Origin of the sequence: Streptomyces sp. NBC_00385 (assembly GCF_035917155.1) — a bacterium.
In the GTDB taxonomy this organism is placed as follows: domain Bacteria; phylum Actinomycetota; class Actinomycetes; order Streptomycetales; family Streptomycetaceae; genus Streptomyces; species Streptomyces poriferorum.
The window spans coordinates 901775-928104 of record NZ_CP107951.1 but is presented as its reverse complement, the minus strand read 5'-3'; the positions used below and the strand labels follow the sequence as shown (position 1 = coordinate 928104).

The 26330-nt window shown below is 71.4% G+C and carries 25 protein-coding genes; 15 read left to right on the top strand and 10 right to left on the bottom strand.

Annotated features, from left to right (window positions below; genetic code table 11):
* Positions 1 to 8: 8 nt before the first annotated feature.
* Entirely contained in the window at positions 9 to 788 is a 780-nt protein-coding gene (locus OG959_RS04105; protein WP_219568445.1) for an exodeoxyribonuclease III, read from the top strand.
* A 165-nt stretch (positions 789 to 953) separates the two neighbouring features.
* Here OG959_RS04105 and OG959_RS04100 read toward each other — a convergent pair whose 3' ends face one another.
* The gene (locus OG959_RS04100) at positions 954 to 2162 is read right to left on the bottom strand and encodes a Cmx/CmrA family chloramphenicol efflux MFS transporter (RefSeq protein WP_326656649.1); all 1209 of its coding nucleotides are present in this window, start codon (positions 2160 to 2162) and stop codon (positions 954 to 956) included.
* Positions 2163 to 2666: 504 nt separating this feature from the next.
* On the opposite strand from OG959_RS04100, the gene OG959_RS04095 reads away from it, so the two are divergent.
* From OG959_RS04095 to OG959_RS04075, 5 genes are all read left to right on the top strand, one after another.
* Positions 2667 to 3107, top strand: coding sequence for a DUF6278 family protein (locus OG959_RS04095; RefSeq protein WP_326656648.1), 441 nt, complete (start codon positions 2667 to 2669; stop codon positions 3105 to 3107).
* A gap of 133 nt (positions 3108 to 3240) precedes the next feature.
* Positions 3241 to 3984 (top strand): amino acid ABC transporter ATP-binding protein, encoded by a 744-nt coding sequence (locus tag OG959_RS04090; protein WP_326656647.1) that lies wholly within the window; start codon positions 3241 to 3243, stop codon positions 3982 to 3984.
* A 14-nt stretch (positions 3985 to 3998) separates the two neighbouring features.
* Entirely contained in the window at positions 3999 to 4910 is a 912-nt protein-coding gene (locus tag OG959_RS04085; protein ID WP_326656646.1) for a glutamate ABC transporter substrate-binding protein, read from the top strand.
* Positions 4911 to 4927: 17 nt separating this feature from the next.
* The gene (locus OG959_RS04080) at positions 4928 to 5572 is read left to right on the top strand and encodes an amino acid ABC transporter permease (protein ID WP_326656645.1); all 645 of its coding nucleotides are present in this window, start codon (positions 4928 to 4930) and stop codon (positions 5570 to 5572) included.
* Positions 5569 to 6441, top strand: a complete 873-nt coding sequence (locus OG959_RS04075) for an amino acid ABC transporter permease (protein ID WP_326656644.1) — start codon at positions 5569 to 5571, stop codon at positions 6439 to 6441. Before OG959_RS04080 ends, OG959_RS04075 begins: the two co-directional genes overlap by 4 nt.
* A 165-nt stretch (positions 6442 to 6606) precedes the next feature.
* Here the strand turns inward: OG959_RS04075 and OG959_RS04070 are convergent, their stop codons facing one another.
* Entirely contained in the window at positions 6607 to 7845 is a 1239-nt protein-coding gene (locus OG959_RS04070) for a L,D-transpeptidase (RefSeq protein WP_326656643.1), read from the bottom strand.
* Positions 7846 to 8068: 223 nt separating this feature from the next.
* Between OG959_RS04070 and OG959_RS04065 the strand changes: the two genes are divergently transcribed.
* From OG959_RS04065 to OG959_RS04040, 6 genes are all read left to right on the top strand, one after another.
* Entirely contained in the window at positions 8069 to 9232 is a 1164-nt protein-coding gene (locus OG959_RS04065) for a lipid II:glycine glycyltransferase FemX (RefSeq protein WP_326656642.1), read from the top strand.
* Entirely contained in the window at positions 9229 to 10920 is a 1692-nt protein-coding gene (gene murJ, locus OG959_RS04060; protein ID WP_326656641.1) for a murein biosynthesis integral membrane protein MurJ, read from the top strand. Before OG959_RS04065 ends, murJ begins: the two co-directional genes overlap by 4 nt.
* Before the next feature lie 62 nt (positions 10921 to 10982).
* On the top strand, positions 10983 to 11666 hold the full coding sequence (locus OG959_RS04055; protein WP_326656640.1) for a response regulator transcription factor: 684 nt from the start codon (positions 10983 to 10985) through the stop codon (positions 11664 to 11666).
* Positions 11663 to 13099, top strand: a complete 1437-nt coding sequence (locus OG959_RS04050; protein ID WP_326656639.1) for a HAMP domain-containing sensor histidine kinase — start codon at positions 11663 to 11665, stop codon at positions 13097 to 13099. Before OG959_RS04055 ends, OG959_RS04050 begins: the two co-directional genes overlap by 4 nt.
* Positions 13096 to 13626 carry a hypothetical protein gene (locus tag OG959_RS04045; RefSeq protein WP_326656637.1) on the top strand — a complete coding sequence of 177 codons (531 nt, stop codon included), beginning with the start codon at positions 13096 to 13098 and terminating at the stop codon, positions 13624 to 13626. Before OG959_RS04050 ends, OG959_RS04045 begins: the two co-directional genes overlap by 4 nt.
* Positions 13627 to 13777: 151 nt before the next feature.
* On the top strand, positions 13778 to 14617 hold the full coding sequence (locus OG959_RS04040; RefSeq protein WP_326656634.1) for a YhjD/YihY/BrkB family envelope integrity protein: 840 nt from the start codon (positions 13778 to 13780) through the stop codon (positions 14615 to 14617).
* Positions 14618 to 15178: 561 nt separating this feature from the next.
* Here the strand turns inward: OG959_RS04040 and OG959_RS04035 are convergent.
* Positions 15179 to 15958, bottom strand: a complete 780-nt coding sequence (locus OG959_RS04035; protein WP_326656633.1) for a sulfite exporter TauE/SafE family protein — start codon at positions 15956 to 15958, stop codon at positions 15179 to 15181.
* A 4-nt stretch (positions 15959 to 15962) separates the two neighbouring features.
* Positions 15963 to 16688, bottom strand: coding sequence for a GntR family transcriptional regulator (locus OG959_RS04030; RefSeq protein WP_326656632.1), 726 nt, complete (start codon positions 16686 to 16688; stop codon positions 15963 to 15965).
* Between the two features lie 499 nt (positions 16689 to 17187).
* Here OG959_RS04030 and OG959_RS04025 point away from each other — a divergent pair, with 499 nt between their 5' ends.
* Entirely contained in the window at positions 17188 to 18258 is a 1071-nt protein-coding gene (locus OG959_RS04025) for a PP2C family protein-serine/threonine phosphatase (protein ID WP_326656631.1), read from the top strand.
* A 112-nt stretch (positions 18259 to 18370) separates the two neighbouring features.
* On the opposite strand, the gene OG959_RS04020 is transcribed toward OG959_RS04025, so the two are convergent.
* Complete coding sequence (locus OG959_RS04020) at positions 18371 to 18832, bottom strand: hypothetical protein (RefSeq protein ID WP_326656630.1); 462 nt, start codon at positions 18830 to 18832, stop codon at positions 18371 to 18373.
* Between the two features lie 255 nt (positions 18833 to 19087).
* Here OG959_RS04020 and OG959_RS04015 point away from each other — a divergent pair, with 255 nt between their 5' ends.
* Entirely contained in the window at positions 19088 to 19441 is a 354-nt protein-coding gene (locus OG959_RS04015) for a hypothetical protein (protein WP_326656628.1), read from the top strand.
* Positions 19442 to 19736: 295 nt separating this feature from the next.
* Positions 19737 to 20954, top strand: coding sequence for a cysteine desulfurase-like protein (locus tag OG959_RS04010; protein ID WP_326656625.1), 1218 nt, complete (start codon positions 19737 to 19739; stop codon positions 20952 to 20954).
* 150 nt (positions 20955 to 21104) lie between these two features.
* On the opposite strand, the gene OG959_RS04005 is transcribed toward OG959_RS04010, so the two are convergent.
* From OG959_RS04005 to OG959_RS03985, 5 genes are all read right to left on the bottom strand, one after another.
* Positions 21105 to 22829 carry a PP2C family protein-serine/threonine phosphatase gene (locus tag OG959_RS04005; protein WP_326656624.1) on the bottom strand — a complete coding sequence of 575 codons (1725 nt, stop codon included), beginning with the start codon at positions 22827 to 22829 and terminating at the stop codon, positions 21105 to 21107.
* 315 nt (positions 22830 to 23144) lie between these two features.
* Positions 23145 to 23327, bottom strand: coding sequence for a hypothetical protein (locus OG959_RS04000; protein WP_326656623.1), 183 nt, complete (start codon positions 23325 to 23327; stop codon positions 23145 to 23147).
* A 187-nt stretch (positions 23328 to 23514) separates the two neighbouring features.
* Positions 23515 to 24390, bottom strand: a complete 876-nt coding sequence (locus tag OG959_RS03995; protein ID WP_326656622.1) for an MOSC domain-containing protein — start codon at positions 24388 to 24390, stop codon at positions 23515 to 23517.
* A 75-nt stretch (positions 24391 to 24465) separates the two neighbouring features.
* On the bottom strand, positions 24466 to 25023 hold the full coding sequence (locus tag OG959_RS03990) for a hypothetical protein (RefSeq protein WP_326656621.1): 558 nt from the start codon (positions 25021 to 25023) through the stop codon (positions 24466 to 24468).
* Positions 25024 to 25479: 456 nt separating this feature from the next.
* Entirely contained in the window at positions 25480 to 26229 is a 750-nt protein-coding gene (locus OG959_RS03985) for a hypothetical protein (protein WP_326656620.1), read from the bottom strand.
* Positions 26230 to 26330 lie beyond the last annotated feature (101 nt).

Below are 26330 nucleotides of genomic sequence, written 5' to 3'. Positions count from 1 at the left end.
TTACGTACATGCGCATCGCCACCTGGAACGTCAATTCGATCACCGCCCGCCTGCCGAGGCTGCTGGCCTGGCTGGAGAGCACCGGCACGGACGTGCTGTGCATCCAGGAGACCAAGTGCACGGCCGAGCAGTTCCCGGCCGACGCGCTCCGTGAGGCCGGCTACGAGTCCGCGGTCAACGCCACGGGCCGGTGGAACGGTGTGGCGCTGGTCTCCCGCGTCGGCCTCGCCGACGTCGTGACGGGGCTGCCCGGCGGCCCCGACTACGACGGCGTGCAGGAGCCCCGGGCGATCAGCGCGACCTGCGGGCCGGTCCGTCTCTGGTCGGTCTACGTGCCCAACGGCCGCGAGGTCGAGCACGAGCACTACGCGTACAAGCTGCGCTGGTTCGAGGCACTGCAGAAGGCGGTGGCGGCGGACGCCGCCGGGGCGCAGCCGTTCGCCGTCCTCGGCGACTTCAACGTGGCCCCGACCGACGAGGACGTGTGGGACCCGGCCCTCTTCGAGGGCGCCACCCATGTCACCCCCGCCGAGCGGGCCGCCCTCGCCACCCTGCGCGAGGAGGGCCTCGCCGACGTGATGCCCCGCCCGCTGAAGTACGACCGCCCGTACACCTTCTGGGACTACCGCGAGCTGCGCTTCCCGAAGAACAAGGGCATGCGGATCGACCTCGTCTACGGCAACGCCCCGTTCACGGCCGCAGTCAAGGACAGTTACGTGGACCGCGAGGAGCGCAAGGGCAAGGGCGCCTCCGACCACGCCCCGGTGGTCGTCGACCTCGAACTCTGAGCAGGGTCCGTGCTCGGGCGCCCGCCTGCGGCGTCTGAGCACGCACGACCTCCCGCACTTGGCGCATCGACGGATTCACCACGGCCCTTCCGCCCACGGTGACCGTCGGCACGGTCTCGTTCCCGTCCGTCACCGAGCGGACGAACGGCCACCTCGGCATGGTGCTCAGCCATCCGAACTCCCCTGTCCGCGCACGTGTACGGCGGAGTCCCGTGCCGGGTCCGGCGCCCGGACCGGACGACGGCCCAGGGCGGCGGCCGCGGTGGCCAGCGCCAGAACCATGAGCAGCGCGCTCACCCACAGCGGCGACCGGAAACCGAACCCCGCGCCGATGGCCAGCCCACCGAGCCAGGGCCCGAGCGCGGCGCCCACGTTGAACGCCGCGGTGGAGAACGAACCGGCCAGGGTCGGCGCGCCACCCGCCAGCCGGAACACGTGGGTGATCAGCGCGGTCCCGGTGCCGAACGCGAGCATGCCCTGGACGAGGACGAGCGGAACCACCGCCACGGGGCTGCCGGCGGCCGAAGCGAACAGAGCCCACCCGAGGGTGAGGGCCACCAGGCCGGCCACGGTCGGGGCGAGCGGCCGGGAGTCGATGACCCGGCCACAGACGGCGACCCCGATGAACGAGCCCACACCGAACAGAGCGAGCAGGGCGGGCACCCACGCGGCGCCGAGTCCCGTGATGTCCCGGGCGACGGGTTCGAGGTAGGAGAACGCGCAGAACGTCGCTCCCTGGACGAGCGCGCTTGTGAGCAGGGTCAGGAGCAGCCGGGGCCCGGCAAGGGTCCGCAGTTCGGCGTACGCGCTCGGCGGAGTGGCCGCGGGCCGCCCCGCCGGAATCGTCGCCGCGATCACGGCGAGCGCCGGCAGCGCGACGAGGGCCACGGCCCAGAACGCCGCACGCCACCCCCACTGACCGCCCAGCCACGCTCCTGCGGGCACCCCCGCCACACAGGCGACGGTGACACCGCCGACCACCACGGACGTGGCCCGCGCTCGTGCCTCGGGTCCGGCCAGGGCGACCGCGGTGACCAGGGCGACGGCCCAGAACCCGGCATTGGCCACCGCCGCGACGGCTCGCGTCGCCAGCAGCACCCCGTAACTGGAGGTGACCGCACCGACGACGTGCACGGCGGCGAAGACGCAGAGGAAGGACAACAGGGCACGGCGGCGCGGCCAGTTCCGGCCCAGGAGCGCCATCGCGGGCGCCCCGATGACCATGCCCACGGCGAAGGCCGAGGTCAGCAGCCCCGCGGCGGGAATGGAGACGTGCAGGTCCTCGGAGATGCCCGACAGCAGGCCGGACAGCATGAACTCGGACGTGCCCTGGGCGAAGACGGCGAGCCCGAGAGCGTAGACGGAAAACGGCATGAAGAACCCCATGGACGGCTGATGGACAGAACCGGTCGGGGATGCGGGCCGCACCCGCCCGTCGTGACGAGCGGCAACGCGGCAGAACGGCAGAACCGTGGAACGGCAGAGGTGCGGCAGCAGAGCCGTGCGGTGCGGTGCCGGGAGGGTGATGCCCTCGGACGGTGCCGGGAAGAGCTTTACCCGTACGCAGTGCCGAGTGCGACCCGCATCGCATGGGTCCGGACGGCGGCAGCGCGACAGCCGTGCCGACGCGAAGGCGGTCGGGCGCGGACGCGGGGAGCCACCGGGGGACCGGCGGCTAGCGTCTGTCGGACTCGGGGCTGCTCATGAAGGGGGAACCTACCAGCCGGGGGCGGGCTCCTCCACCTCCTTCACCCCGGTTCCCGGCGTTCGTGGAGCGTGTCCGGGTGAACGCGGGGCGTACGCGTGGTGTTCAGCACTCGAACGACAGGCCGCGCGCCCTGTGGTGCGGATCCGGGCAGGGATGGGAACCTGAGTGGTATGAACATCCCTTTCTTGGACAACTGGCGTAAGCGTCACGACGGAACGCGGGAGGCGGGGCTCGCGGCCGCCGTCGAGGCCGATCCGGAAGGCGTGGCCGCGCTGCTCGCCGAATGTGAGCTGCTCCGCGTCCGGGTGGGGGACAGAGGGCTCGAACTCGACGACAGCCCGGCCTCGTTGGCGGCGCTGGACCAGTTGCCGCCGCGCTGGCGCGACGATCCTGAGGAGCTTCCCTGGATCGGCAATGACGCGGGGCTCTATCTGGGCACGGTCCTGGTGCGCAACGTCGACGGTGCGCACTGGCACATCTGGCCCAGCGGCCAGCCCGTGGTGCGCCTCGCGTCGGGGCGCGAGATCGATGTGGTCGAGGCCGGTCTGGACTGGGCGCTGACGGGCAGCCCCGAGCTGTCGCAGGTGTACTCGGAGTCGGCCGAAGGGTGATGAGCGGCCGTGCGCACCGTGCGGCGAGATAAAACGCCTTATGACCCATTTACGCGTGTCGGGTGTGAAGTCCCTTTCCGGGGTGGATAGTTTGCGCTGACCTCGACAAAGCGATACTTGGGTAGGGCAGCGTATGGCCGTCGATCCGTTGATCGAGCTGCGTGACGTCAATAAGTTCTACGGAAAGTTGCACGTACTGCAGGACATCAATCTCACCGTCGGCCGCGGGGAGGTGGTGGTGGTCATCGGCCCCTCCGGCTCCGGAAAGTCGACGCTCTGCCGGACCATCAACCGCCTTGAGACGATCGAGTCGGGCCGCATCACCATCGACGGCAGACCCCTCCCCGAGGAGGGCAAGGGACTGGCACAGCTGAGGGCCGAAGTCGGCATGGTCTTCCAGTCGTTCAACCTGTTCGCGCACAAGACCGTGCTGGCCAACGTCTCGCTGGCGCAGCTCAAGGTCCGCAAGCGGAAGAAGGAGGAGGCCGACCGGCGGTCCCGGGAGCTCCTGGAACGTGTGGGTCTCGTCGGTCAGGCCGACAAGTTCCCCGCCCAGCTCTCCGGCGGCCAGCAGCAGCGCGTGGCCATCGCCCGCGCCCTCGCCATGGACCCCAAGGCCCTCCTCTTCGACGAGCCCACCTCGGCCCTCGACCCGGAGATGATCAACGAGGTGCTGGAGGTGATGCAGCAGCTCGCCCGCGAGGGCATGACCATGGTCGTCGTCACCCACGAGATGGGCTTCGCCCGCTCCGCGGCCAACCGCGTCGTGTTCATGGCCGACGGCCGGATCGTCGAGGACCGCACCCCGGAGGACTTCTTCACCTCCCCGGAGAGCGACCGAGCCAAGGACTTCCTGTCCAAGATCCTCAAGCACTGACGGGGGGCCCTGTGTTGCGTACGAGAAAAGTACTGGCCGCCTGTGCCGGCCTGCTGCTGGCCGTCCTCGCCGCGGGCTGCGGCAAGGAGGGCAGCCCGCCGGTGAAGGGGCCGAAGGCCGAGGCGCTGCCGGTCTACAAGGTTGACACCTCCTTCAGCCTGCCGGACTCCAGGACCTGGCGGCAGGCGAAGAAGCGCGGATACCTGCGGGTGGGAGCCAAGGAGGACCAGCCCTACCTCGGCGAGAAGGATCCGGCCACGGGTGTCTACTCCGGCTTCGACATCGAGATCGCCCGGATGATGGCGGCCTCGCTGGGCTTCGACCCGAAGACGATCAGGTTCAAGACGATCGCCTCCGCCAACCGTGAGACCGCCCTGCAGAACGGGCAGATCGACTACTACGTCGGCACCTACACCATCAACGACATGCGCAAGAAGCTCGTCGGGTTCGCGGGTCCCTACTACATGGCGGGCCAGGGGCTGTTGGTCCGTACGGACGAGGACGACATCCACGGACCGCAGGACCTGGCCGGCAAGACGGTCTGTTCGGCGGCCGGTTCGACCCCGTACCAGCGGATCGCCGCCGACTACCCGAAGGCGAAGCTCGTCGCCTACGACACGTACTCGATCTGTGTCGACAACCTGCTGACGTACCAGGTCGACGTCGTCACCACCGACGACGCGATCCTGCTGGGCTTCGCGGCGAAGGCGCCCGAGGAGATGAAGGTCGTCGGCAAGCCGTTCTCCGAGGAGCCGTACGGCATCGGGGTCCCGCGCAGCGACAACGCGCTGCGGTTCGCACTCAATGATGCGTTGGAGGCCAACGAGAAGAACGGCAACTGGAAGAAGGCGTTCGAGGCGACGCTCGGCCTCTCCGGGGCGCCCGCGCCGAAGCCGCCGCCCATCGACCGCTACCCGGCGAACTGAGAGGACGGCCACGACACATGGACGTACTCACCGACAACTTCTCGCTCTACGGCAAGGGCTTCCTCGGAACCGTCGAACTGACCTTCTACGCCTCGATCCTGGCGTTGGTCGTCGGTTTCGTCATGGCCTCCTGCCGGGTGGCGCCCGTCGGCTCGCTCCGGGTGCTCGGCACGGTCTGGGTGACCGTGCTGCGCAACACTCCGCTGACGCTGCTGTTCTTCGCCGTACTGCTCGGTCTGCCGCGCTTCGGCCTGGTCCTGCCGTTCAACGTCTTCGCGATCCTCGCCCTCGGCTGTTACACCTCCGCGTTCATCTGCGAGGTGCTGCGGTCCGGCATCAACACCGTGCCCACCGGGCAGGGTGAGGCGGCACGGAGCCTCGGCATGACGTTCGGTCAGACGCTCGGCAACGTGGTGCTGCCGCAGGCGTTCCGCTCGGTGATCCCGCCGATCGGATCGACGCTCATCGCACTCGCCAAGAACTCGGCGATCGCCGGGGCGTTCAGCGTCACCGAACTGCTCGGTACGTACAAAACCCTCAACGAGCTGGGCTACAGCATCATCTGGACCTTCGTCTGGATCGCCGTCGGGTACCTGATCATCACTCTGACCATCAGCGCGATCTTCAACGTGCTGGAAAAGCGCTGGGGAGTCGCCCGATGACCGCCCACTCCACCCCCAGTGCGACCGTCCTGTACGACATCCCGGGGCCGCAGACCCGCAAGCGGCACCTCATCTACGGGATCGTCTCGACGATCCTGATCCTCGCCCTGGTCGGCTGGGTGATCTATCTGCTCTTCGACACCGACCAGTTCACCAGCGACAAATGGACGCCCTTCGAGTACAAGGGCATTCAGGAACTGCTGCTGCGCGGGCTCGGCAACACCCTCAAGGCGTTCGCGTACGCCGCGGTGCTCTCGCTGGCGCTCGGGGCCGTTCTTGCGGTGGGCAGGCTCTCCGACCACCGGCCGGTGCGCTGGGTGGCGACGATCCTCGTCGAGTTCTTCCGCGCCATGCCCGTCCTGGTGATGATCTTCTTCATCTTCGTCGCGCTGAAGGTGCAGCCGCTGCCGGCCCTGGTCGCCGGACTGACGCTGTACAACGGCTCGGTGCTCGCCGAGGTGTTCCGTACCGGCATCAACTCGGTGGAGCGCGGCCAGGGCGAGGCGGCGTCCGCCCTGGGCATGCGCAAGACGCAGGTCACGACCTTCGTCCTGGCCCCGCAGGCGGTGCGCGCGATGCTGCCCACCATCATCAGCCAGCTGGTGGTGGCCCTGAAGGACACCTCGTTGGGCTACCTGATCACCTACGAGGAATTCCTCCACGCGGGCAAGCTCATCGCGTCCAACCTCGACTACGATCTGCCCTTCATCCCCGTGGTGATGGTGATCTCGCCGATCTACATCGGGATGTGCATGCTGCTCTCCTGGTTCGCCACCTGGGTGGCGAAGCGGCAGCGGCGCAACCCGAAGACGGAGGCGACGGGCGTCGGCCCGGCTCAACCGGGCACCCTGATGCCGCGAACGCAGTAGCCGGGACCGGTCGCGAGGCGGTCCCGGGCAGTGGCGCCCGTCCGGCAGCAGCCGGTGATCACTTCTCGCACCTGGCACGGACGCCTGCGAAGGCCCGTGCCGGGCGGGGAGAAGGTCAGCTGCGTGCCGGTCGTACCGGTGATGCGGGCCGTGCCCGCCGTACCGTCAGCCGAGAGCGCTCCTGGTCCGCCAGTCGGACCAGGAGACGTTCCACGCCCCGTAGCCGTTGCCCTCCGCGACCGTGCCCTTGGCGTCCGCGCCGGTGATCTCGAACGGGTCGCCGACGCGGGCCTGGCGGTAGAGGGAGGCGGCGTCGGCGTCGCTCATGCCGACACACCCCGAACTGTGGTTGGCCACCCCGAAGTACGCGGCGTTCCACGGCGCGGCATGGGCGTACATGCCCGACCAGGTCAGCCGCATCGAGTAGTCGACCATCTTGTCGTAGAGGTCGCCGAGGCCCACCGTCTCGGAGCGCATGTTGATCGTGCCCTCCTTCGCCATCAGTACGGCCGTGCCCCGCCAGGACGCCCTGTCGCCACCCGGTGTGCCGGCGGACACGGGCACGTCCATGACCGTCCTGCCGTCCCGCTTCAGGGCCAGCCGGTGACGGTCCAGGTCCACCTCGACCACCTGGCTGCTGCCGACGGTGAACGTCGTCGCGTAGTCGCGTACGAACCAGCCGCCGGAGGGGCCCGAGTCGACGCCGTTGAGTTCGGCGTCCAGGGTGATCCGCGTGCCGGACTTCCAGTACTCCTTGGGCCGCCAGTCCACGCGGTCGCGGCCCGAGTAGTCCCGCAGCCAGCCCCAGGAGCCCTCGGTGCCGTTCGAGGTGGAGACCTTGAGCGCCTTCTCGACCGCCGCCCTGTTCTTCACCGGGTGGTCGAACACGATGGACAGCGGCTGGGCGATGCCGACCGTGGTGTTCTTTCCGGGAGCGAGGGTCAGCTTGTTCACCGTGCCGGCCGCCGCGGTGGTGAACCCGGCCGTGGCACGGCCGTCGCCGGTGTCCTTCACCTCGACGCGGTACGTGGTGCCGGGCGCCGCCGGCCGGTCGGAGGTCCAGGTCCTGCCGCCGGGGGAGAGCCGGCCGGTGAGGGCGTCGCCGCCGTCCGCCGAGACCGTGACGGTGCGCAGTCTCCCGGCGGCCAGAGTCACCGTCACCGGCCGGCCCGCGGCGGCCGCGGTGCCGTGCAGGTTCACCGAGATCCGGGTCTCCGCGGCCTTCGAGGAGCCCGTGCCCTGCGCCTTGCCGTCATGGCCCGAGGCCGCGGCGCCCCCGGAGCAGGCCGTCAGCGTGAGGCCGAGCACCGCGGTACCGGCGGTCAGGGCGAGCCGGGCGGGACGGAGGGGCGAGGAGAAGCGGGCGGTGTGCCGAGCGGCTGATGTGGGAAGGGCGGGTATCAACGGAAAACCTCCTGGGCCTTGCTCTGTCGTCGAGTAAGAGGAATGCACCGGAGCCTAAGTTCCGTAAATCCGTGGAAATACGGGAATGCGGTGTGTGACAAGAAGCGCAGCGCAACGGTCACCGTCCGGTCACATCCGGCGCGCAGCCCGGTCATGGTCCGCTGTGAGCATCCTGTGCAGCCCCGCAGAACCGCCGCGGGGCCCACGAGGGAGGGCCACGGACATGTCAGCGCTGCTCGCGACCGGAGACCGCAGCCGTCACCAGGAACTACGGATACGTGGTCTGACGGCCGCCGAGCACCGCGCGCACCTGGCCGCGCAAGCGGACGCGAGCTTTCTCCAGTACCCGTCCTGGGCCGGTGTGAAGGACCAGTGGTCGTCGGAAAGGGTCGGCTGGATCGGCGAGTGCGGTGAACTGGCCGGCAGCGCGCTGATTCTCTACCGGCAATTCCCCGGCACCCGTAAATACTTCGCCTATATACCGGAAGGGCCGGTGGCGGACTGGGCCGATCCCGGGATCGACCGCTGGCTGCGGCCCCTCATGACGCACCTGCGCGGCGCGGGGGCGTTCGCCGTACGCATCGGGCCGTCCCCGGCCTACCGCAGCTGGGACACCGCCCGCCTCAAGGCCGCCACCGGCCCCGGCCGCACGGTCGGTGACGTACTGGCGCGGGAGGTCGACCCGCTCGGCGCGGCCGTGGCCGACCGGCTGCGGGCCCGTGGCTGGCGGCGCTGCGGCGGTGACGGCGACGACGCCGACGCCCAGCCCCGGTACGTCTTCCGGGTGCCACTCGCCGGACGGACCCCGGACGACCTGTGGGCCGGGCTCAACCAGGAGTGGCGCCGCAACGTCCGCAAGGCCGGCCGGGCGGGGGTGCGCATCGTCACCGGGAGCGCGGCCGAACTCCCCGAGTTCCACCGCCTGCTGCGGATCACCGAGGAACGCGACGGTTTCCGGCTCGGCCGTTCCCTGGCCTACTACCAGCGCCAGTACGCCGTGCTCAACGCCGAACAGCCCGGCCGGATGAAGCTCTGCCTCGCCGTGCACGAGGGCGAGATCCTCGCCGCCCACACGATGATCAGTACCGGGCGCCGGGTCTGGTACCAGACGGGCGCGTCCGCCGACCACCGCCGCGAGGTCCGTCCCAGCAACGCCCTGCAGTGGCAGATGCTGCTCGACGCCCAGGCCCAGGGCGCGGAGGTGTACGACATGCGCGGGGTATCCTCCACCCTCGATCCCGACGACCGCCCCTTCGGGCTGCTGCGCTGGAAGTTCGGCACCGGCGGGCAGGTCGTGGAGACGCTCGGAGAGTGGGAGACATCAGTGGGCGGAACCGCCAACAAGACGCTGTACCGGGCCTTCCAGGCCTACCTGGCGCACCGGTGACGGCCGCGGACGCGACCACCGGCACGGTCGCCCCCGAACAGCGCGAACGCCAGGGCTCCGGCTCGGTGCTGCGCAGCGGCGCCGTCATGGCGGCCGGTTCCGTCGTCTCGCGGGCGACCGGGTTCATACGCTCGGCGGTCGTCGTCGCCGCACTCGGCACCGGACTGCGGGCCGACGGCTACACGGTCGCCAACACCGTCCCCAACATCCTGTACATGCTGCTGATCGGCGGCGCCCTCAACGCCGTCTTCGTCCCCGAACTCGTCCGGGCCGCCCGGGAGCACTCCGACGGCGGGGCCGCCTACACCGATCGCCTGCTCACCCTCTGCACCGTCGGGCTGCTCGCCCTTACCGCGCTCGCCGTCGTCGGCGCCCCGCTGATCATCTCGGTGTACGCCCCCACGTACGACGGGGACCAGGCCGAACTCACCATCGCCCTGGCACGCTACTGCCTGCCCCAGATCCTCTTCTACGGGCTCTTCACCCTGCTCGGACAAGTACTCAACGCCCGCAACCGGTTCGGGGCCATGATGTGGACCCCCGTCCTCAACAACCTCGTGATCATCGCGGTGTTCGGGCTCTACCTCTGGACCGCGGCGAGCTCGGACGGCGAACTGACCTCCGCGCAGGCACAGTGGCTCGGCTGGGGGACCACCGCCGGGATCGCCGTGCAGACGCTCGCGCTGGTGCCCGCCCTGCGCGCCGCGAAGTTCCGCTGGCGGCCCCGGTTCGACTGGCGCGGCAGCGGACTCACCCGGCCGCTGCGAGCGGCGGGCTGGCTCGTCATGATGGTGCTCACCAACCAGGCCGCCTACTGGGTGGTGACCCGGCTCTCCACCGCCACCGGCCAGCACGCGGCGGACCAGAACGTCGCGGGCGGCGCGGGCTACACCGCGTACAGCTACGCCTTCCAGCTGTGGGTGGTGCCGCAGGGCATCGTGACCGTCAGCCTCGTGACCGCGCTGATGCCGCGGATGAGCCGGGCCGCCGCCGACGGCGACCTGGCCGGGGTGCGGCGCGACGTCTCGTACGCGCTGCGGACCTCCGCCGCCGTCGTGATCCCGGCCGCCGCCGCGCTGCTCGCTCTCGCCCCGTGGGTGATGGGGTCGGTGTTCGGATACGGACACACCGGTCCTGCCGACATCACCGTGATGGCCGGCATGATGGCCGCCTTCGCTCCCGGACTCATCGCCTACTCCGGTCAGTACGTGCTCTCCCGGGGCTTCTACGCGATGAGCGACACCCGAACCCCCTTCCTCCTCAACCTGGTCATCGCCGCGCTCAACGCGGGGCTCTCGGTCGCCGCCTATCTGCTGCTGCCCGCGCGGTGGGCGGTGACGGGAATGGCGGGGGCGTACTCCGTGGCCCTGTTCGCCGGGTTCACCGTCACCGCGTACGTACTGCACCGCAGGGTCGCCGCTTCCGGTGCGCCGAGGCCCCCGCTGCTGCGCTCGCCGGGAGTGTGGGCGCACGCCCGCCTGGTGACCGCGTGCGTGCCCGCGGGGCTGCTCGCGTACGGGGCGGCCCGGGTCGTCGACACGGGCGGTGCGGGACTCGGGGACTTCGCCGCGGCAGGGGCCGGGGTGCTGGTCCTCTTCCTGGTCGTGGCCCTGCTGGCCCGCCCGCTGCGGCTGACCGAGGTCAGCACCGCGCTGGGCGCCGTACGCGGCCGGCTGCGGCGCGGCTGAGCGACCACCGGCACCGCCCACACTGTTCGAATCCACTCCTTGACCGCTGGGATACTGACGCCATGCCTCGCGTGCTGTTGATCGAAGACGACCCCTCCGTACGGGAAGGGGTCGAACTGGGGCTGCGCAGGCGCGGGCACGAGATGCGGACCGTCGGCACGGGTGAGGCCGGGCTGGCCGCGCTCGACGAGTTCCGCCCCGAACTCGTCCTGCTCGACCTCATGCTGCCCGGCATGAACGGCGTCCAGGTCTGCCGACGCATCCGGGAGACCAGCCAGCTGCCGATCATCATGCTCACCGCACGCGGCGACGACTTCGACGTCGTCGTGGGGCTGGAGGCGGGCGCGGACGACTACATCGTCAAGCCCGCCCGCACCGAGGTCATCGAGGCCAGGATCCGCGCGGTGCTGCGGCGGCTCGCCGAACCCGCCGGGCGCAGCGGCGTCGAGACCCACGGGGCACTGACGGTCGACCGGGTCGGCCTCACCGTCGCCAAGGCGGGGGAGCGGCTGCTGCTCGCCCCGTCCGAGCTGAAACTGCTGCTGCATCTGTCGGCCGCGCCGGAACAGGTCTTCAGCCGCCAGCAACTCCTCGAATACGTGTGGGAGCACAGCTACCACGGCGACGCCCGGCTGGTCGACGCCTGTGTGCGCAGGCTCCGGCAGAAGATCGAGGACGTGGCGGGAAACCCGTGCTACATCCAGACCGTCCGCGGCTTCGGCTACCGATTCGGGCCGCTCGGATGAAGCTGGTCTCCGCCCGGTTCGGCCTGCGCACCCGCCTGATAGCCGCGTTCCTGTTCGTCGCCGCGGTCAGCGCGGCCACCACGGCGACCCTGACCTACCGCGAGGCGCGCTCGGCGATCCTGCAGCAGGCACAGGACACCGCCGTCGCCCAGTTTCGCGACCGGGTCAGCGCACGGGGCATCGACCTCCCGCCGGACCGGCTCGGGCTGCGCGACATGTGTCTCGCCCTGGCCCGCGACGGCAAGGCCCGTCCCTGGACCGTCTTCGCCGAGTACGGGAACCTGCGGGTCTCCTCCTCGGACCGGCCGACCTCCAGCGTGATCACGGCCGCCCTGCGAGCGGCTTCCCGGGAGAACAGCCACGGCTCGTTCCAGCGGGTCGTCAAGGACGGCAAGCCCTGGCTGACCGTCGGCATGCCGACCCTCTTCAACCGCGGCGACGGCCGCCAGCCCACCGGACTCGTCCTCTACGCCGTGATGCCCCTGGCCACCGAGGAGGCGAACGTCGCCGCCATGGTCAGCGCGGCCCGCGACGGAGCCCTGCCCGCCCTGCTCATCGCGCTGGTCCCCGCCCTGCTCGCCGCACGCAGCGTCCTGCGTCCGGTACGTGATCTGCGCCGCGCCGCAGCGGGCATCGGCAGGGGCGAGCTGCACACCCGGATCACGGTGCGCGGATCCGACGAACTCGCCGGACTGGCGCGGACGTTCAACGACTCCTCGACCAAGCTCGCGGAGTCCGTCGAGGAGCTCCGCCGGGCCGAGGAACGGGCCCGGCGCTTCGCCTCGGACGTCTCGCACGAGCTGCGCACCCCCCTCGCCGGCATGCTCGCCGTCACGGAGGTCCTCGACGAGGACGCCGCCGGGCTGCGCCCCGACACCGCGGCGGCCGTCCGGCTGATCAGCGCGGAGACCGGAAAGCTCGCCACGCTCGTCGAGGACCTGATGGAGATCTCGCGGTTCGACGCCGGGGCCGTCGATCTCCACAGTGACGAGGTCGACGTGGCGGAGACCATCCGCAAGACCCTCCAGGCCCGTCACTGGGAGGACCGGATCCGTACCGAACTCCCCGAAGACGTACGCGCGGTGCTCGACCCGCGCCGCTTCGACGTGGTCATCGCGAACCTGGTCGGCAACGCCCTCCGGCACGGGGCCGAGCCCGTCACGGTACGGGTGCGGACCGGGCGGCGGGACGGGGCGGCCCGGCTGGTGACCGAGGTCGAGGACAGCGGCCCGGGCATCGACGCGGCCGTGCTCCCGCACATCTTCGACCGCTTCTACAAGGCCGACGCGGCCCGCACCCGGTCGACGGGCAGCGGACTGGGCCTGGCGATCACCCGGGAGAACGTCCGGCTGCACGGTGGCACGGTCCATGCGGCGAACGGGCCCGCGGGGGGCGCGGTGTTCACCGTCGAGCTGCCGCTGGAGGGCGCATGAGGAGCGGGCGCGTGCTCGGCGCGCTGCTGCCCCTGACGTTGCTGGCCGCGGGATGCGGCATCCGGGCCACGGAGGTCGTCGAGGCGGGCGAACCCGCGATCGTGCAGGTCGCACCGGCGGGGCAACTGGGCACGGTCCTGTACTTCGTGTCCTCGTCGACGGCGTCCCGGCTGATGCCGGTCGTGCGCTACGCCGAATGGGCGGAGGACGGATCCGGGCTGCCGTACGGCGAGAAGCCGCCCGCGGGGGCGACCAAGGCTCTCGGTCTGCTCTTCTCGGGCCCTACCGGAGCGGAGCGTGACGCGGGCCTCCGCTCCGAACTGCCCGAACAACGGGTCAAGATCGGCGTCGAGCTGAGCGCGCAGGGCGTGCGCGTCACCCTGAACACCCGGGTCACCGGGCTGTCGGAATCCGCACGCCAGCAGCTCTTCTGCACCGCCGCCCAGGCCCGGACGGCCGACCGGGGCGAGGCGGTGACGGTGACCGGCAGCGACGGCGTCATCGGACCGGCCCACTGCTCCGTCTGACCGCGCCGAGGCCCTCACCCGTCCGCGCGGCCGGTGGCGGTGCTGTCGTCCGGTACCGGCTCGCTCCCCCGTACGGCACAGCGGAGTGGCCCCGGAACGCGCGGTTGCGTCGAATGGGGGGCGGGACGTCGGGGCGGGATCGGGAGGCGCAATGTCGTGGACGAGCCGGGTGCAGGGCTTCCGGAGCGGGGCGGAGAGCCGGTTCCCCGTGCTCTCGGAGATGACGAGCCGGCTGGTGAGCGGCAATCTGCTGGACGCGGGCACCCGGCTCGCCGCCCAGGCGTTCCTGGCCTCGGTACCGCTCCTGTTCGCCCTCGCGGCCTTTGCCCCGCAGAGCGTCCGGGACCAGCTCGGTGAGTCCCTGAGGGCCATGTTCGGTCTGACCGGCCCGTCCGACCGCGAACTGCAGCAGGCCATGGGCCGGACCGCCACCGAAGGGCTGCGGGAGACCACCGGGATCGTCGGCGCGCTCGTGGCGCTGGTGTCGGCCACGAGCTTCAGCCGGGCGATGGCCCGGGTGTGCGAGCGGGCCTGGCTGCTCCCGAGGGCCGGGACCAGGATCGCGGCCTGGCGCTGGGCGGTGTGGCTGCTGGTGCTCCTGCTCGTGGTGCTGCTGCAGGCACCGTTCCGTAACGGCTTCGGGGCCGGCCTGTGGCTGGGTGCCCCGGTCTTCTTCCTCGTCAGTACGGGGGTGTGGCTGTGGACCCAGCACCTCCTGCTGGCCAACCGGGTCCGGTGGCTGCCGCTGCTGCCGGGCGCCCTCCTGGCCGCCGCGGCCACGAGCGCGCTCGCGCTCACGGCCCGGCTCTACATGCCGGGCGCACTCAACAGGGCTCTGGGGGAGTACGGCTCGTTGGGACTCGTCCTCACACTGCTGTCCTGGCTGATCGTGGTGTGCGGTGCGCTCACCTTCGCGTTCACCATCGGCGCCGTGCTCGCCCAGGAACCGCCGCTGAACCGGTACTTCGGTACGGGCGGTTCCGACGGCTGAGGACGCGTCAACCGCCCTTCCGGCCGGCGTTCTTACGGCATGTCGACTACCCCGCCACCCCAGGCCCCTGCCCTCGGTCCGGATTCGTCCCGTAGACCTTCTGGCGCGTAACGGACCGAAAGAGGGACCGTGCGACCACACACCGCCTCCCGAGGGCGAGGTTCACCGCCTTCGCCCTCACGGCCGCCCGGGCCGGCTCGCCGCGCCCGACTTCGGGTTCGACGCAGACGTTCTCCAGGTGAACGAGGCCGGCCCCGCGCCGGAGCTGCCGGCGCTGGATCGTCGGCGCCGCCGAACCGGAGCCCGATGTCACGACCGCCGTGATCGGCGATACGCACGGCCGGATGTACGACCTCGCAGCGATGGTGGACACGCATCACAAGGGTGCCCGCCGAGGGCATCGGGGTGAAGAACCGGGGCGAGGTCGCCTTCTACGCCATGGACACGACCGACGGCGGCTCGACGAAGGCCGTCACGGCCGGACTCCCCGGCTGACACCGGGACCTGGACCCGCGGAACCCGGCTCACGGGTTCCGCCGGACCTGTTCCGGCGAACCGGGCTCAGCCGTGCAGGGCCAGGTAGGGCGCCATCGCCAACAGGCTCACGACCAAGGCGTACTTGAGGCGCCGGGCCGGAATCCGGTGGGCGATGCGCCAGCCGATCAGGACCCCGGCCAGCTCCGGCACCCCCACCAGAGCGGCCAGCGGCCAGTCCACATCGCCGTGCACCACATACGCCACCGTGCCCACGCCCGCGATCACGATCGACTGCGCCTGAGCCGCGGCCAGCGCCGCCAGCACCGGCAGTCCGCAGACGACGAGCAGGGGTACGGCGAGCATCGGGCCGCCGAGCCCGAACAGGCCCGCCGCCAGTGACACGACGAAACCGACCACCGCCGTGCGGACGGGGGGAATGCCGGGGCTCACCAGGTCGTCGGGCACGTGCGGGGCTCGCCGGTCGCGTACCCACACCAGTACTCCGGTGACGGTGACGGCGAGGGCGAGCAGCAGTCCGAAACCGCGCCCCGCGACCAGGGTGTTGCACAGCACGCCCAGCGGGGTGCCGGCCAGCGCCGCCAGGGCGAGCACGGCGGCGCAGCGGCGGGTCGCCGCCGCCTTCAACTGGCCCGAGTGCGTATAGGCCGCCGTACCCAGGACGCCGGTGGCGACGTGCGTGACGATCGCGGTGCCGGCGACACCGGACGGTGACAGGCCGGTGAGGAGGAACAGGCCGATCGTAGGCAGCACGCCGCCGGGCCCGATGGCCGTGATCCCGATACCGCCGAGGAGCCCGGCGAGAGCCAGGAGGACGAGGTGTGCGGCGTCCGGATGGGCCGTCATCCGTTCAGCTCCTCGGCAGTACGGCGCGCAGCGCGAAGCGGTCGGCCCGTACACGCAGGGACTCCACGTCGACCGGCCTCCCGTCGGACAGCCGCGTGAGCCGGTCGATGGCGAACAGCGCGGCCCCGTCCGCGACATCGAGCACCCGGGCGATGTCCGGCTCGGCGGTGACCGCGTGCACGGTGACCTCGGCGCTGCCCAGGGCGGCCCCGGTCACCTCCTCGATCAGCGCGAACAAGTCCCGCCCCGCCAGGTCGCGTTCGAGGAGTGGCCGCCCGATGTCGGGGGCCAGCCACGTGGAGTCCAGGGACAGCGGGCTGCCGTCGAGCCGGCGCAGCCGCTCGATGTACACGGCCTCCGACCCAGGGGGCAGGGCGAGACGCTCGGCGATCGCCGGGGGCGGCTGCGGGACGACATGTGCTTCACGTACGTCGTTGGAGACCGTGCCATAGGGGGTGAGCTCCTCAGCGAGCCCCGCCAGACGGTCGAGTCCGTGCCGGTACGTGTGCGCGGTGACGAGGGTGCCGATGCCGCGCCGCCGGACGACGAGGTTCTCGTCCCGCAGCAGGTTCAGCGCCTCCCGGGTGACGTTGCGCGAGGCGCCGAGCGACCGGCTCAGCACGTGTTCGTCGGGGAGTCTGCCGTCCTCGAACTCACCGGCGACGATGCGCTGCCGCAAGGCGTCGGCGGCCCGCCGGGCCTGCGCCGCCCGGCCCGTGGTCGTGGTCATGTTCCGCCTCCCTCATCTGTTCAGGGCTGCAGACCGTACCCGCCTTCATGTTTCGCCGGTGTTACGCCACTCCCTGTGACCTGGGGGAATCGTCTGACCTGTGGTTCTGTCGCGGGCCGGGGGGCCAACGCCGGGCCGGCGCCGGGGACGGACGTCGCGAGCGGCGACCGCCCGCGCCCGGGACTTCCGCCCCGGGCCGGTGGTCCCGGGAGGGCCGGGGCGAAGGTCCCGCCGGTCGAGGACGGGCGCCTCGTGATGCCGGGGGGCGGGCGCCCTAGGCTGGTAGGTCAGACGGAAGGCCGCTCCGCTCCGGACCGCGGCGCCGTTTCGCGCCGGACGGCGGAACGCACCGGCAGGGTCATGTACCGCTGCCTCGGCAGCCGCGCGGAGAACCCGGACCCTCAGTGAGTTCCGGCCCTCGTTGAATTCCGGCCCCTCGGCGAAGTCCGGCCTCTCGGTGAGGCCTTGGTGAAGTCCCGCCTCAGGGAAGGATGATCAGATGCTCGCGCAGACGTCCACGGCCCACCAGCCATGGGTGATCCCCGCCGCCGCGATGGGGATCGTGGCGACGGCCTCGATCCTCGCGGGCCCCGGGTTCGGTCTCCTCCCCTTCTACACGGCCGGGCCCGCCCTGGCGGCCGCTCGCGGCACCTCACGGACCGTCCTGGGCGTGGGTGCCTTCTCGGCCGCGCTCTGCCTGGTCAGCGCGCTCGTCGACGACCACTTCGGGAACACCAGGATGCTGGTGGCCCTGGGCGGGATCGCCTTCGTCACTGCCGCCGCCTGCTACGTGAGCAGGGTCCGGCGGCGGGCGGAGCGGGACCTGGTGGACGTACGGGAGGTCGCGGAGGCGGTGCAGGACGTCCTGGTTCCCCCGCTGCCGGCTCAGGTCGGTCCCCTCACGCTGGCCGATTCGTACCTGTCCGCGACCAAGTCCGCGAGGGTCGGCGGTGACCTCTGCCAGGCCGTTCCCTGCGAGGGCGGAGTGCGCGTCATGATCGCCGATGTCCAGGGCAAGGGCATCGAGGCACTACGGACCGCCGCGGTCGTCCTGCACACCTTCCGCGACGCGGCACGCGGTCCACTCGGCCTGCGGGAGATCGCGCCGCGCATCGAGGAGGCCCTCGAAACCCGGACCGACGGAGAGCGGTTCGTCACGGGCGTCATCGCGGAGGCCCTTCATGACGGCACGGTCGACCTTCTGAACTACGGCCACCCCGCTCCGCTGATACGGCGCGCGGACGGGCACCTCGAACTCGCCCGGCCCTCCGAGCACGCACTCCCTCTGGGCCTCGCCGGCCTCGTCTGCCCCCGCACCCCCGGCCCTGCCGCCGCCCGGCTCGTCCTCGCCCCGGAGGAGCGGATCCTCTTCTACACCGACGGACTCAGCGAAGCCCGCGACGGCCGGGGCGAGTTCTATCCCGTCCGGGACCGGGCCGGGGGCCCGCTCTCCCACCCCGCTCCGGACCGGGCGCTGCAGGAGCTGCGCGCCGACGTGGACCACTACACGGGCGGCGGCGGTGACGACGACTCGGCGCTCCTGCTGCTCCAGTTCGAGCGGGTGTCGTGACCGTGACCTGAGAGGGCTGACGGATCAGGAGTCCGAGCCGTTCTCGGTCGCGAGGCTCATGCCGGAGCCCGACTTCTACCCGATGGGCTGAGCCGGTCCGCGGCCGCATGAGTCAGCCGGCGTCCTGGATCTCGACCCGGTCGACGGTCCAGAAGGCACTGTTCGTGCCCGTGTACCGGAACCGGAGCCGGAAGGTGTCCGCGCCCGCCGGCGCGGACACCTTCAGCCGCTCGGCCCTGTTCACGTCGGAGCGGTAGGACGTCAGCAGCTGCGGCTCCCCGCCGTCCCAGGAGACGTGGACGTCGCCTGTCTGGGGGCCGTCGACCCGGTAGTCGGTCACGTATGCGGCGGTGAACGTCCCGTCGGCCGGAACGCTGTACGTCGGGCCGATCAGCGTGGAGTCGAACGGCCCGGCGCCGTGGTCCTTGTCGTCCCATTCGTCGGAGTCGGCGACCGCGAACACGTTCCGGGCCCGGACGTTGGTTTCGCGTCCCTGCCCCGGCTCCGCTCCGGTCCAGAACTCGTCGGTCGCGAACGACCAGCCCCGCCATTCGGTGACGCCCCCGCTCGGCATGGCGGAGTTGTCGATCCGCCAGCCGCGCGGCGCGGTGGGCCGAACGGGGCCGGCCCGCCACGGATCGTGTCCGGAGACGTCATCGCCGTTGTGCCGGAGGGGGGGCAGGGGGGAATACAGGCGGAGCGGGATCCCCGCCCGGCTTCCGTGGTACACCGGAAAAGTCACGCGACACGAACAGAGAGGGCACCGCCCATGGGCCTGCCGACGACACATGCGCCTCTGCCGAAAGACACGAAGGTCCTGTCCATCGGGGTGCATCCACGTGCACTCGACTACAGCCGGATGCCCGAGGGCATCGACGAGGCGGCCTTCACCGCCCGGGTCGAAGCCGGGAACGCGGCGCTGCGCGAGTCGGGGTTCGATGTCGTCGCGTGTCTGATCGACACCTCTCCGGACCACGCCGAGGCGACCGTACGGGAGCACCTGGGGCGGCATGCGTTCGGCTTGGCCATGATCGGCGGTGGCGTACGCATGCTGCCGGAGAACACTCTGTTGTTCGAGCGGCTGCTCAACGTCCTCACCGAGGCGGCGCCCGGGATCCGGCTGTGCTTCAACACGGCGCCGGAGAACACGGTCGAGGCGCTGAGGCGGTGGATCCGGCCGTGAGCGGTCGAACCACCGGCTCATGAACCCCGCTGAGCTCATGAACGAGCACTGAGGCGAAGCGAGGGTACGGCGCGGACGCGCACCGCGCCGCGAGGCAGCCGCCCGATCATGTCTCTCCCGGGCTCGTCGCGTGCGGGGCCACCGTCCCCACAGACCTCGCGCACCGCGTCGCGGACCCGGGCGCGTGCCCTGTACACACACAAGGCAGGATCAACCCCGGAAGCCGCAGCCGGAGCCGCCCCTGGGCCACCCAGGTCCGGTTCCGCCCCCCCCCGCTCATGTCCAGGAGAACCGCATGCCCCTCGACGTCCCCGCGCTCCGTGCGCAGATCCCGGCCCTGTCGGCAGGGTCGGCCCGTTTCGACGCGCCCGGTGGCACCCAGACCCCGCAGCCGGTGATCGACGCGGTCGTGGAGGCCCTGTCCCGTCCGCTCGCCGTACGGGGCACGCAGAACGAGGGCGAGCGGAACGCGGAGGCGATCGTGACCGGGGCGCGGGCGGCGCTCGCGGACCTGGTGGGGGCGGAGCCGCGCGGCATCGTGTTCGGACGCAGTTCCACCCAGCTCACGTACGACCTGGCGCGGACCCTGGCCAAGGGCTGGGGGCCGGGGGACGAGGTGGTGGTCAGCCGTCTCGACCACGACGCCAACATCCGCCCCTGGGTGCAGGCGGCGGAGGCCGTCGGTGCGACGGTCCGGTGGGTCGACTTCGAGCCGGACAGCGGGGAGTTGACGCCCGCCCGGTTCGACGGGCTACTGTCCGCGCGAACCCGCCTGGTGGCGGTCACCGGAGCGTCCAACCTCATCGGCACCCGTCCCGACCTGCCCGCGGTCGCGGAGCTCGTCCACCGGGCGGGCGCCCTGCTGCACGTGGACGCCGTGCACCTGGCGGCCCACGGCTCCGTCCGCCTGGACACGCTCGGCGCCGACTTCCTCGTCTGCTCCCCGTACAAGTTCCTCGGCCCGCACATGGGCGTGCTGGCGAGCCGTCCCGAACTGCTGGAGACCCTGCGGCCCGACAAGCTGCTGCCGTCGACCGACGCGGTCCCGGAGCGGCTGGAACTGGGCACCCTGCCGTACGAGTTCCTGGCCGCGGCCAGGGCCGCGGTGGACTTCCTCGCCTCGCTCGCACCGGGCGTCGACGGCACCCGCCGGGAGCGGCTGGCCGCGGCGTTCGAGGAGATCGAGGCCCACGAGGACGTCCTGCGGGTCCGTATCGAGAAGGGTCTGTCCGCTCTCGACGGCATCGTCGTGCACTCGCGCGCGGCCCGGCGCACCCCGACGCTGCTGGTGACCTTTCCGGGCAGGTCGGCGGCGGACGCGTCCCGGTTCCTGGCGGAGCGCGGGGTCGACGCACCGGCGGGTTCGTTCTACGCCCTGGAGGCCTCGCGCCACCTGGGGCTGGGCGACGCGGGAGGGCTGCGGATCGGCCTGGCCCCGTACAACAATGAGGAGGACGCCGACCGGCTGCTGGAGGGTCTCGGCGCCTTCCTCGCGCAGACTCCGCGCGACTGACCCGGGGCTCAACGCAGGCTGACAGCCGGAAGTGCGTCGACGCGGTTCGGCTACTCGCGGCGGTCCTTGCCCTGCGCACCCTCGCCGCGTTGCCCCGGCGAAGAGCCGCAGACAGCGATCCGGAACGTGTAGGCGGTGCACCGGCCCGCGTTACGTGCCGATCCGGCGCAGGGCGAGGAGGGTCGCGTCGTCGGTGCGGTGCGGGCCGTCCAGGCGGGTGACGAGGCGCTCGATGTAGTCCTGGAGCCCGACGTGGCCGACGCCCGGGGCGGCTTCCTGGAAAGAGTGTTCGCTCGCCCTGAGGAAGCGCTTCGTGTCCTGGTCCGGGTCGGCAGGCCTGCGCTCGGTCAGACCGTCGGAGTACATCAGGACGATGTCGCCGACCTCCAGCGGTGTGGCGGTGGCCGCGTAGTCCGTGCCGGGCAGGACACCCAGCGTGAGGCCGGGGCCTTCGTCGGGCGTCGGCAGCTGGGTGGCGCGGCCGTCGCGCAGCAGGACGGGGCGCGGATGGCCGGCGCAGGTCCAGCGGAGCAGGGCGCGTTCGGGGTGGTAGCGGGCGATGATCGCGGTGGCGGTGGACTCGTTGCCGTCGCCGCAAGCCACCTCGTTGAGCCACTGCGTCAGCCGTTCGACGGGCTCCTGGGTGTAGGCCAGACCGGCTAGCGCGTACCGCAGTTTGGCCATCAGGGTGACGGCTTCCAGTCCGTGTCCGCGGGCGTCGCCCAGCGCGATCAGGAGGCGGCCGTCGGGCAGTCTGCGGGCCTTGTACCAGTCCCCGCCGACTCCGGCCCCGCGGGCGTCGGGGCGGTAGACGGCCGCTGCTTCGAGCCCGTAGGCGTCCAGCTCGTCCTGGAAGTGGGGCAGTACCGCTTCGCGCAGGGTGTCGGCGATTTCCGCCACGGTGTCGGCCCGCTCGTGCTCGCGGTGTGCCTCGAGTGCGGAGCGCTGTGCGGCTTCGCGCCGCCGCCGGTCGGTGGTGACGTCGATGAGGACGGCCCGCATGGCCCACACGAGGCTCCCGGGGGCGATGCGTACGGGTTCGGCGACCATGCGGAACACACGGTTGCCGCTGCCGCGCAGGCGCAGTTCGCACTCGGTGGTGCGCTTGCGCAGGATGACGTCGTACAGCGTCTGGTAGAGGGCGGGCAGGCTGTCCGGCGTTGCTGCGGCGGCCAGGTCGAACAGGCCGGGCAGGGGAGCGTCGTCGGCCAGGCCGAGCACGTGGCGAAAGCCACGGGAGGGCTCGACACCGTGGTCGCTGAGATTCCACTCCGCCCAGCAGGTGCGTACCAGCCGCTGGGCGGCGGCCGCCATGCGGAGCCGGTTGCCGCGTTCCCAGGTCAGCAGGAAGTGGTCACCGCAGGGGGCGATACGGACCTCGTCGTGGATTCGAACCGGCCCTGAGTGCGTGTTCGCCACCCACTGCACCGTTTCCGGCCCCTGCGGCGTGCCGTGACGGAGCGCGTCGGTGAGCATGCGGGGGACCGCGGTACGGGCCAAACCGGGGAAGCGTTCGAACAGCGAGGCCGGCGCGGTCCATGGGGGCACGGTGCCTGGAGGGAACCGGGCGGCCGCGTCGTCGGCGGCCAGAGGATTGTGGCGCAGGTAGCGGGCGTCCTGGAGTTCGCCGTCCTCGCCGAGGACGGGGCTCAGCAACAGGGCCGGTACGGGGAGGGCGTCGAGTACCTCCTGGCCCGAGGGCGGGAGCGAGGGTGGCACGTGCGGCGCGGCCGAGTGCCTGGGGGCGGCGGGGGAACCGGTCCGCCGGAGGTCGGCATAGGCCGTGACCCGGCGCCGTTGGGACTCCAACAGCTCCTGGATCGCCTGTAGTTCCAGGCGGGAGCGCACGCTGCCCGCCGAAGAGGGGTCGTCCATGCGCTCAGGGCCCTTCTCGGAACGGGGTATGCCGACGGTGCCGGGAACAGCATCGAGCCGAGCGGCGGGGCCCGCCAGCCGGCGTGGGCCGGGTGGCGGTCACGCCCGGACCGCGGTGCCGAGCGTCCGGTCGCCGACGGAGTCCAGGAAGAGCAGCACGGTGAGCAGGGCGCCACTGGTGGCCGGGCAGATTCCGTAACGGGTGAGCTGCTCGTCGAGCTCGGACAGCAGGCGACGGCCGTCGGGCGTACCGGAGCCGCCGGCGGCCGGGGCGGAGACGGCGTCCTCCTGGAGGATGCGCAGCGCGAGCGGGCCTTAGTCGCGTACCACGCGTTCGTCGTCCATGGCCGCCATCAGCGTCAGCAGCGCATCGAGCGGCGCGGTCTCCTCGGGGACGCCCTCCGCCCGTGCCACACGCAGCGTGCGGAGCGCATCCTCGGTGGTGGTGAGGCCGTGCCGCCTGGCATGGCTCGACAGCAGCCGGTAGCTGTCGCGCAAGTCGCCGGACGGCTCGATCTGCTCGCCCAGACCGAGAGCCGTCGCGCAGGCGTCGTGGGCGCTCGTGGCGTCGGCGACAGCAGGGCTGTCCGGCGAGCTTCAGGACCCGGCACGCGACCGTGACGGGAACCCCGTCCACGGCCGGATCCCTCACGAGCGGGTAGATCCTCCGTCGCGGCCGGTGTCCTCACGGTTCGGCGTCGCCCCACTCGTTCACAGCCACCTCGTTGCCGACCGACAGCTTCCCCGGCGTGATCACGGAGAACTTCGTGCCGAACACGACGCCTCCGTTCGCCGCTCGTCGGTAGCCGGCGAGCGTGCGCAAGGGCTCCGGCCCCTGCCGTGCCCCGACTTCCTGCGCAACCAGAGTGACGGCACATCGCACCGCGAGTTTGGCGTAGCCCAACTCGGTACTGCCGATGGTGATGCGGCGTGCGCGGTCCTCGGCGTGCGGCAGGGCCGTCCAGTCGCCGCCGCTTTCGTGGTCGTGGCCGTCGAGGCCGTCGACGACGATGTTGGGGCGGAAGCGCCCCATCGACAGGGGCGGGGCGCCTCGCTCGGCCATCCGACGGTTGAGGAGGGCGAGGGAGGCGCAGGACAACAGGTGCACGGCGCTGCTGTCGGCATAGCCGGACGGGCCAGGGATCAGGCCATCGGCGATCCGGTCGTGCTCCGGCGGCACGCGGACCAGGCGGCTGGGAGCGTCGAGGACCTCCGAGAGCCAGGCGGCGACCTCGTCACCCTGGTCGATCCCCTGGAAGGCGGCGCCGAACAGATCGACGTCTCGGCGTGGCGCGGTTGTCGTTACATCGAGGCGGACTGTGCCGTGACCGGCCGTACTGTCGGCCGAGTCGAGTGTGAGGCGGGTGCCGTCGGCGCTGACGGCCGGCCGGATCAGCGCGAGACGAGGGTGCCGGCGCTGCGTGCGGAAGATTCCGTCTTCGCTGATGACCATGAAGCTGCGGTCGTGCGCGAGGCCCGCCGGAGTCATGAACGCATCGCTCATCGACGTGCCCGCGCACCCCTTGACGGGATAGCAGGTCAGATTCACAACGTTGGCCATGCGCCGCCTCCTTGACCCCGGTACGACCATCGGGTTCCACTCCCACAATCAGGGGGATCCCGCATTCGATCATCATCACGGACAGGTCTTGTGTCGTAGGTGGTAGGACCGGGTCACCACGGCCAGGAGTGGACCCCACAGGAGGAGTGGGGCGTAGGCGGCGACGAAGAGGGCTTCGCCGACCGAGACGCCGGGATCCGGACTGGGGGAGGTCAGCAGTCCTCCGAGAAAGAGGACCCACCACAGGAAGGTGACCGCGAAGGCTCCCAGTGAAGCTGCGAGGGTCGCGATCCCGTGGTCGACTGGGCGACCTCCGAGGAACGGAATCCAGCGCGGCACCACTTCCCCCCAAGGCCGTACCAGGCCCAGCGTCAGGTACGAAGCGGCTTCCGCGACCCCACCTATGAGCAGTACGTAAGCCAGGCCGAGCACAGGGGAATGGTGCGGGAAGGCGGCGAGGAACTCTTCTCGCTCCATCACGCCGACCGGCACCCCGAGCACGAGCGCGACGCGCCACACCCCGGAGGGGACGGTCGACCAGGCCGCCACATGGGCGGCACACACGGCCCAGCGCGGGGGCGGTGGGACCGGCGGCACGCGAGATTCAGGCGGGGCGGGATCCGTCGTCGTCATGATCCGAACCTCTCGCACCGCCCCGCCCGCCACGTCATGCTGCATGATGATCCGCCTCCACCCCACGGGGGAGCGCGGACGCGCCCTGACCGTGTGCCGGTTGGAGGTGTACGGAGTCCGGAACGATGTCGCCCGGAAGCTCGTCGCCAAGGGCCGGCGGACATGATCCGCGGGCAAGATCGGTGAACGACTGTTCACATCACCGCGCGAGCAGCCGCCCGCCGCGCCCAGAACGTGCTCGGGTTCCTCGCGTGCCTGGCCGGCGGTGCCCACGCACAGCCGCACCGACGTGGAAGAGATCGGCGGCCGGATCGACACGACCACCCTCCAGCCGACCGGGCCCCGGAAGGACCGGCCCGGGAGGCTCTGGCGCGCCGCGCGTGCGACCTCACCCGCGAGGACCGGCGAGGCGACAGGCGACTGGTCCGACCGCCCAGGCCTCCGGCCCCGTGGTCCTCAGCCCGAGGCGCGGTGGGACGTCCGCGGCGTGGGCGTCGGTGCGGGGGCCTGCGCGGCACGGGTCACGTCCGATACCAGCTCGACCACATCGGGCCCGTACGCCTGCGAGTTGACCACCTTTAGCAGCAGGCAGAAGGTGTTGTTGCCGTGCTTGCGGGCGAGGCGCTCGTAGTTGCGGGCCAGGTAACGGGACGCCGCCTGGTTGGTGATGGCCTGCTGGCCGCAGAACAGGAAGACCGGGCGGGCTTCCTGACCGGCTGTCAGCCGTGCCAGGATCACGTACTCGGCCACGCCCTTCTCCACCCGGTAGCGTTCCGAGCCGATCTGGAAGGCGTTGCGGTCCGGGCCGGGCTCGGCGTCCGTGTTGATCTTCACGCCGGGCAGCAGGGAGTGCAGGTGCGCGGCCATCCGGCGGTTGGATACGGGGCCGCCGACGCAGAACTCGGTCCGTTCGCCGAACCCTTGCTGGGCGATGTCGTGCGCCAGGATCTGGGCATGTGCCGAGCAGTCCTTGATCAGCGCGGAGAGTTCCAGCAGGGCGAAGACGTCGTGCCGGTGGACGGCACCGTCACCACCCGCGTCGCGGTTGACGACGAGCAGGCACTCCGAGTTGCCCGGCAGCCCGAAGAACGCCTGCTTGCGGCGGAGCTTGCGGCGCCAGATATAGGTGCGCGCGAGCCAGCCGAGGGCGGCGCTGAGGCCGGCGGCTATCACGCCCAGCACGATGTTGCGTACGTCGTCAGTCATGGGCGGGCATGTTAGCGGGCATTCGGCCTCAAGTTCGAGGCGGTCCTGACGGGGCTGCCGGAGCGGCGTTACCCTGCGCGGACAATCCTTCACTGGAGGTG

Excerpts from the sequence above, each read along its gene's own strand:
- OG959_RS04105 (WP_219568445.1), top strand. The coding sequence starts at position 9 with ATGCGCATCGCCACCTGGAACGTCAATTCGATCACCGCCCGCCTGCCG.
- OG959_RS04100 (WP_326656649.1), bottom strand. The coding sequence starts at position 2,162 with ATGCCGTTTTCCGTCTACGCTCTCGGGCTCGCCGTCTTCGCCCAGGGC.
- OG959_RS04095 (WP_326656648.1), top strand. The coding sequence starts at position 2,667 with ATGAACATCCCTTTCTTGGACAACTGGCGTAAGCGTCACGACGGAACG.
- OG959_RS04090 (WP_326656647.1), top strand. The coding sequence starts at position 3,241 with ATGGCCGTCGATCCGTTGATCGAGCTGCGTGACGTCAATAAGTTCTAC.
- OG959_RS04080 (WP_326656645.1), top strand. The coding sequence starts at position 4,928 with ATGGACGTACTCACCGACAACTTCTCGCTCTACGGCAAGGGCTTCCTC.
- OG959_RS04075 (WP_326656644.1), top strand. The coding sequence starts at position 5,569 with ATGACCGCCCACTCCACCCCCAGTGCGACCGTCCTGTACGACATCCCG.
- OG959_RS04065 (WP_326656642.1), top strand. The coding sequence starts at position 8,069 with ATGTCAGCGCTGCTCGCGACCGGAGACCGCAGCCGTCACCAGGAACTA.
- OG959_RS04055 (WP_326656640.1), top strand. The coding sequence starts at position 10,983 with ATGCCTCGCGTGCTGTTGATCGAAGACGACCCCTCCGTACGGGAAGGG.
- OG959_RS04050 (WP_326656639.1), top strand. The coding sequence starts at position 11,663 with ATGAAGCTGGTCTCCGCCCGGTTCGGCCTGCGCACCCGCCTGATAGCC.
- OG959_RS04045 (WP_326656637.1), top strand. The coding sequence starts at position 13,096 with ATGAGGAGCGGGCGCGTGCTCGGCGCGCTGCTGCCCCTGACGTTGCTG.
- OG959_RS04040 (WP_326656634.1), top strand. The coding sequence starts at position 13,778 with ATGTCGTGGACGAGCCGGGTGCAGGGCTTCCGGAGCGGGGCGGAGAGC.
- OG959_RS04035 (WP_326656633.1), bottom strand. The coding sequence starts at position 15,958 with ATGACGGCCCATCCGGACGCCGCACACCTCGTCCTCCTGGCTCTCGCC.
- OG959_RS04030 (WP_326656632.1), bottom strand. The coding sequence starts at position 16,688 with ATGACCACGACCACGGGCCGGGCGGCGCAGGCCCGGCGGGCCGCCGAC.
- OG959_RS04025 (WP_326656631.1), top strand. The coding sequence starts at position 17,188 with ATGCTCGCGCAGACGTCCACGGCCCACCAGCCATGGGTGATCCCCGCC.
- OG959_RS04020 (WP_326656630.1), bottom strand. The coding sequence starts at position 18,832 with ATGCCGAGCGGGGGCGTCACCGAATGGCGGGGCTGGTCGTTCGCGACC.
- OG959_RS04010 (WP_326656625.1), top strand. The coding sequence starts at position 19,737 with ATGCCCCTCGACGTCCCCGCGCTCCGTGCGCAGATCCCGGCCCTGTCG.
- OG959_RS04005 (WP_326656624.1), bottom strand. The coding sequence starts at position 22,829 with ATGGACGACCCCTCTTCGGCGGGCAGCGTGCGCTCCCGCCTGGAACTA.
- OG959_RS03995 (WP_326656622.1), bottom strand. The coding sequence starts at position 24,390 with ATGGCCAACGTTGTGAATCTGACCTGCTATCCCGTCAAGGGGTGCGCG.
- OG959_RS03990 (WP_326656621.1), bottom strand. The coding sequence starts at position 25,023 with ATGACGACGACGGATCCCGCCCCGCCTGAATCTCGCGTGCCGCCGGTC.
- OG959_RS03985 (WP_326656620.1), bottom strand. The coding sequence starts at position 26,229 with ATGACTGACGACGTACGCAACATCGTGCTGGGCGTGATAGCCGCCGGC.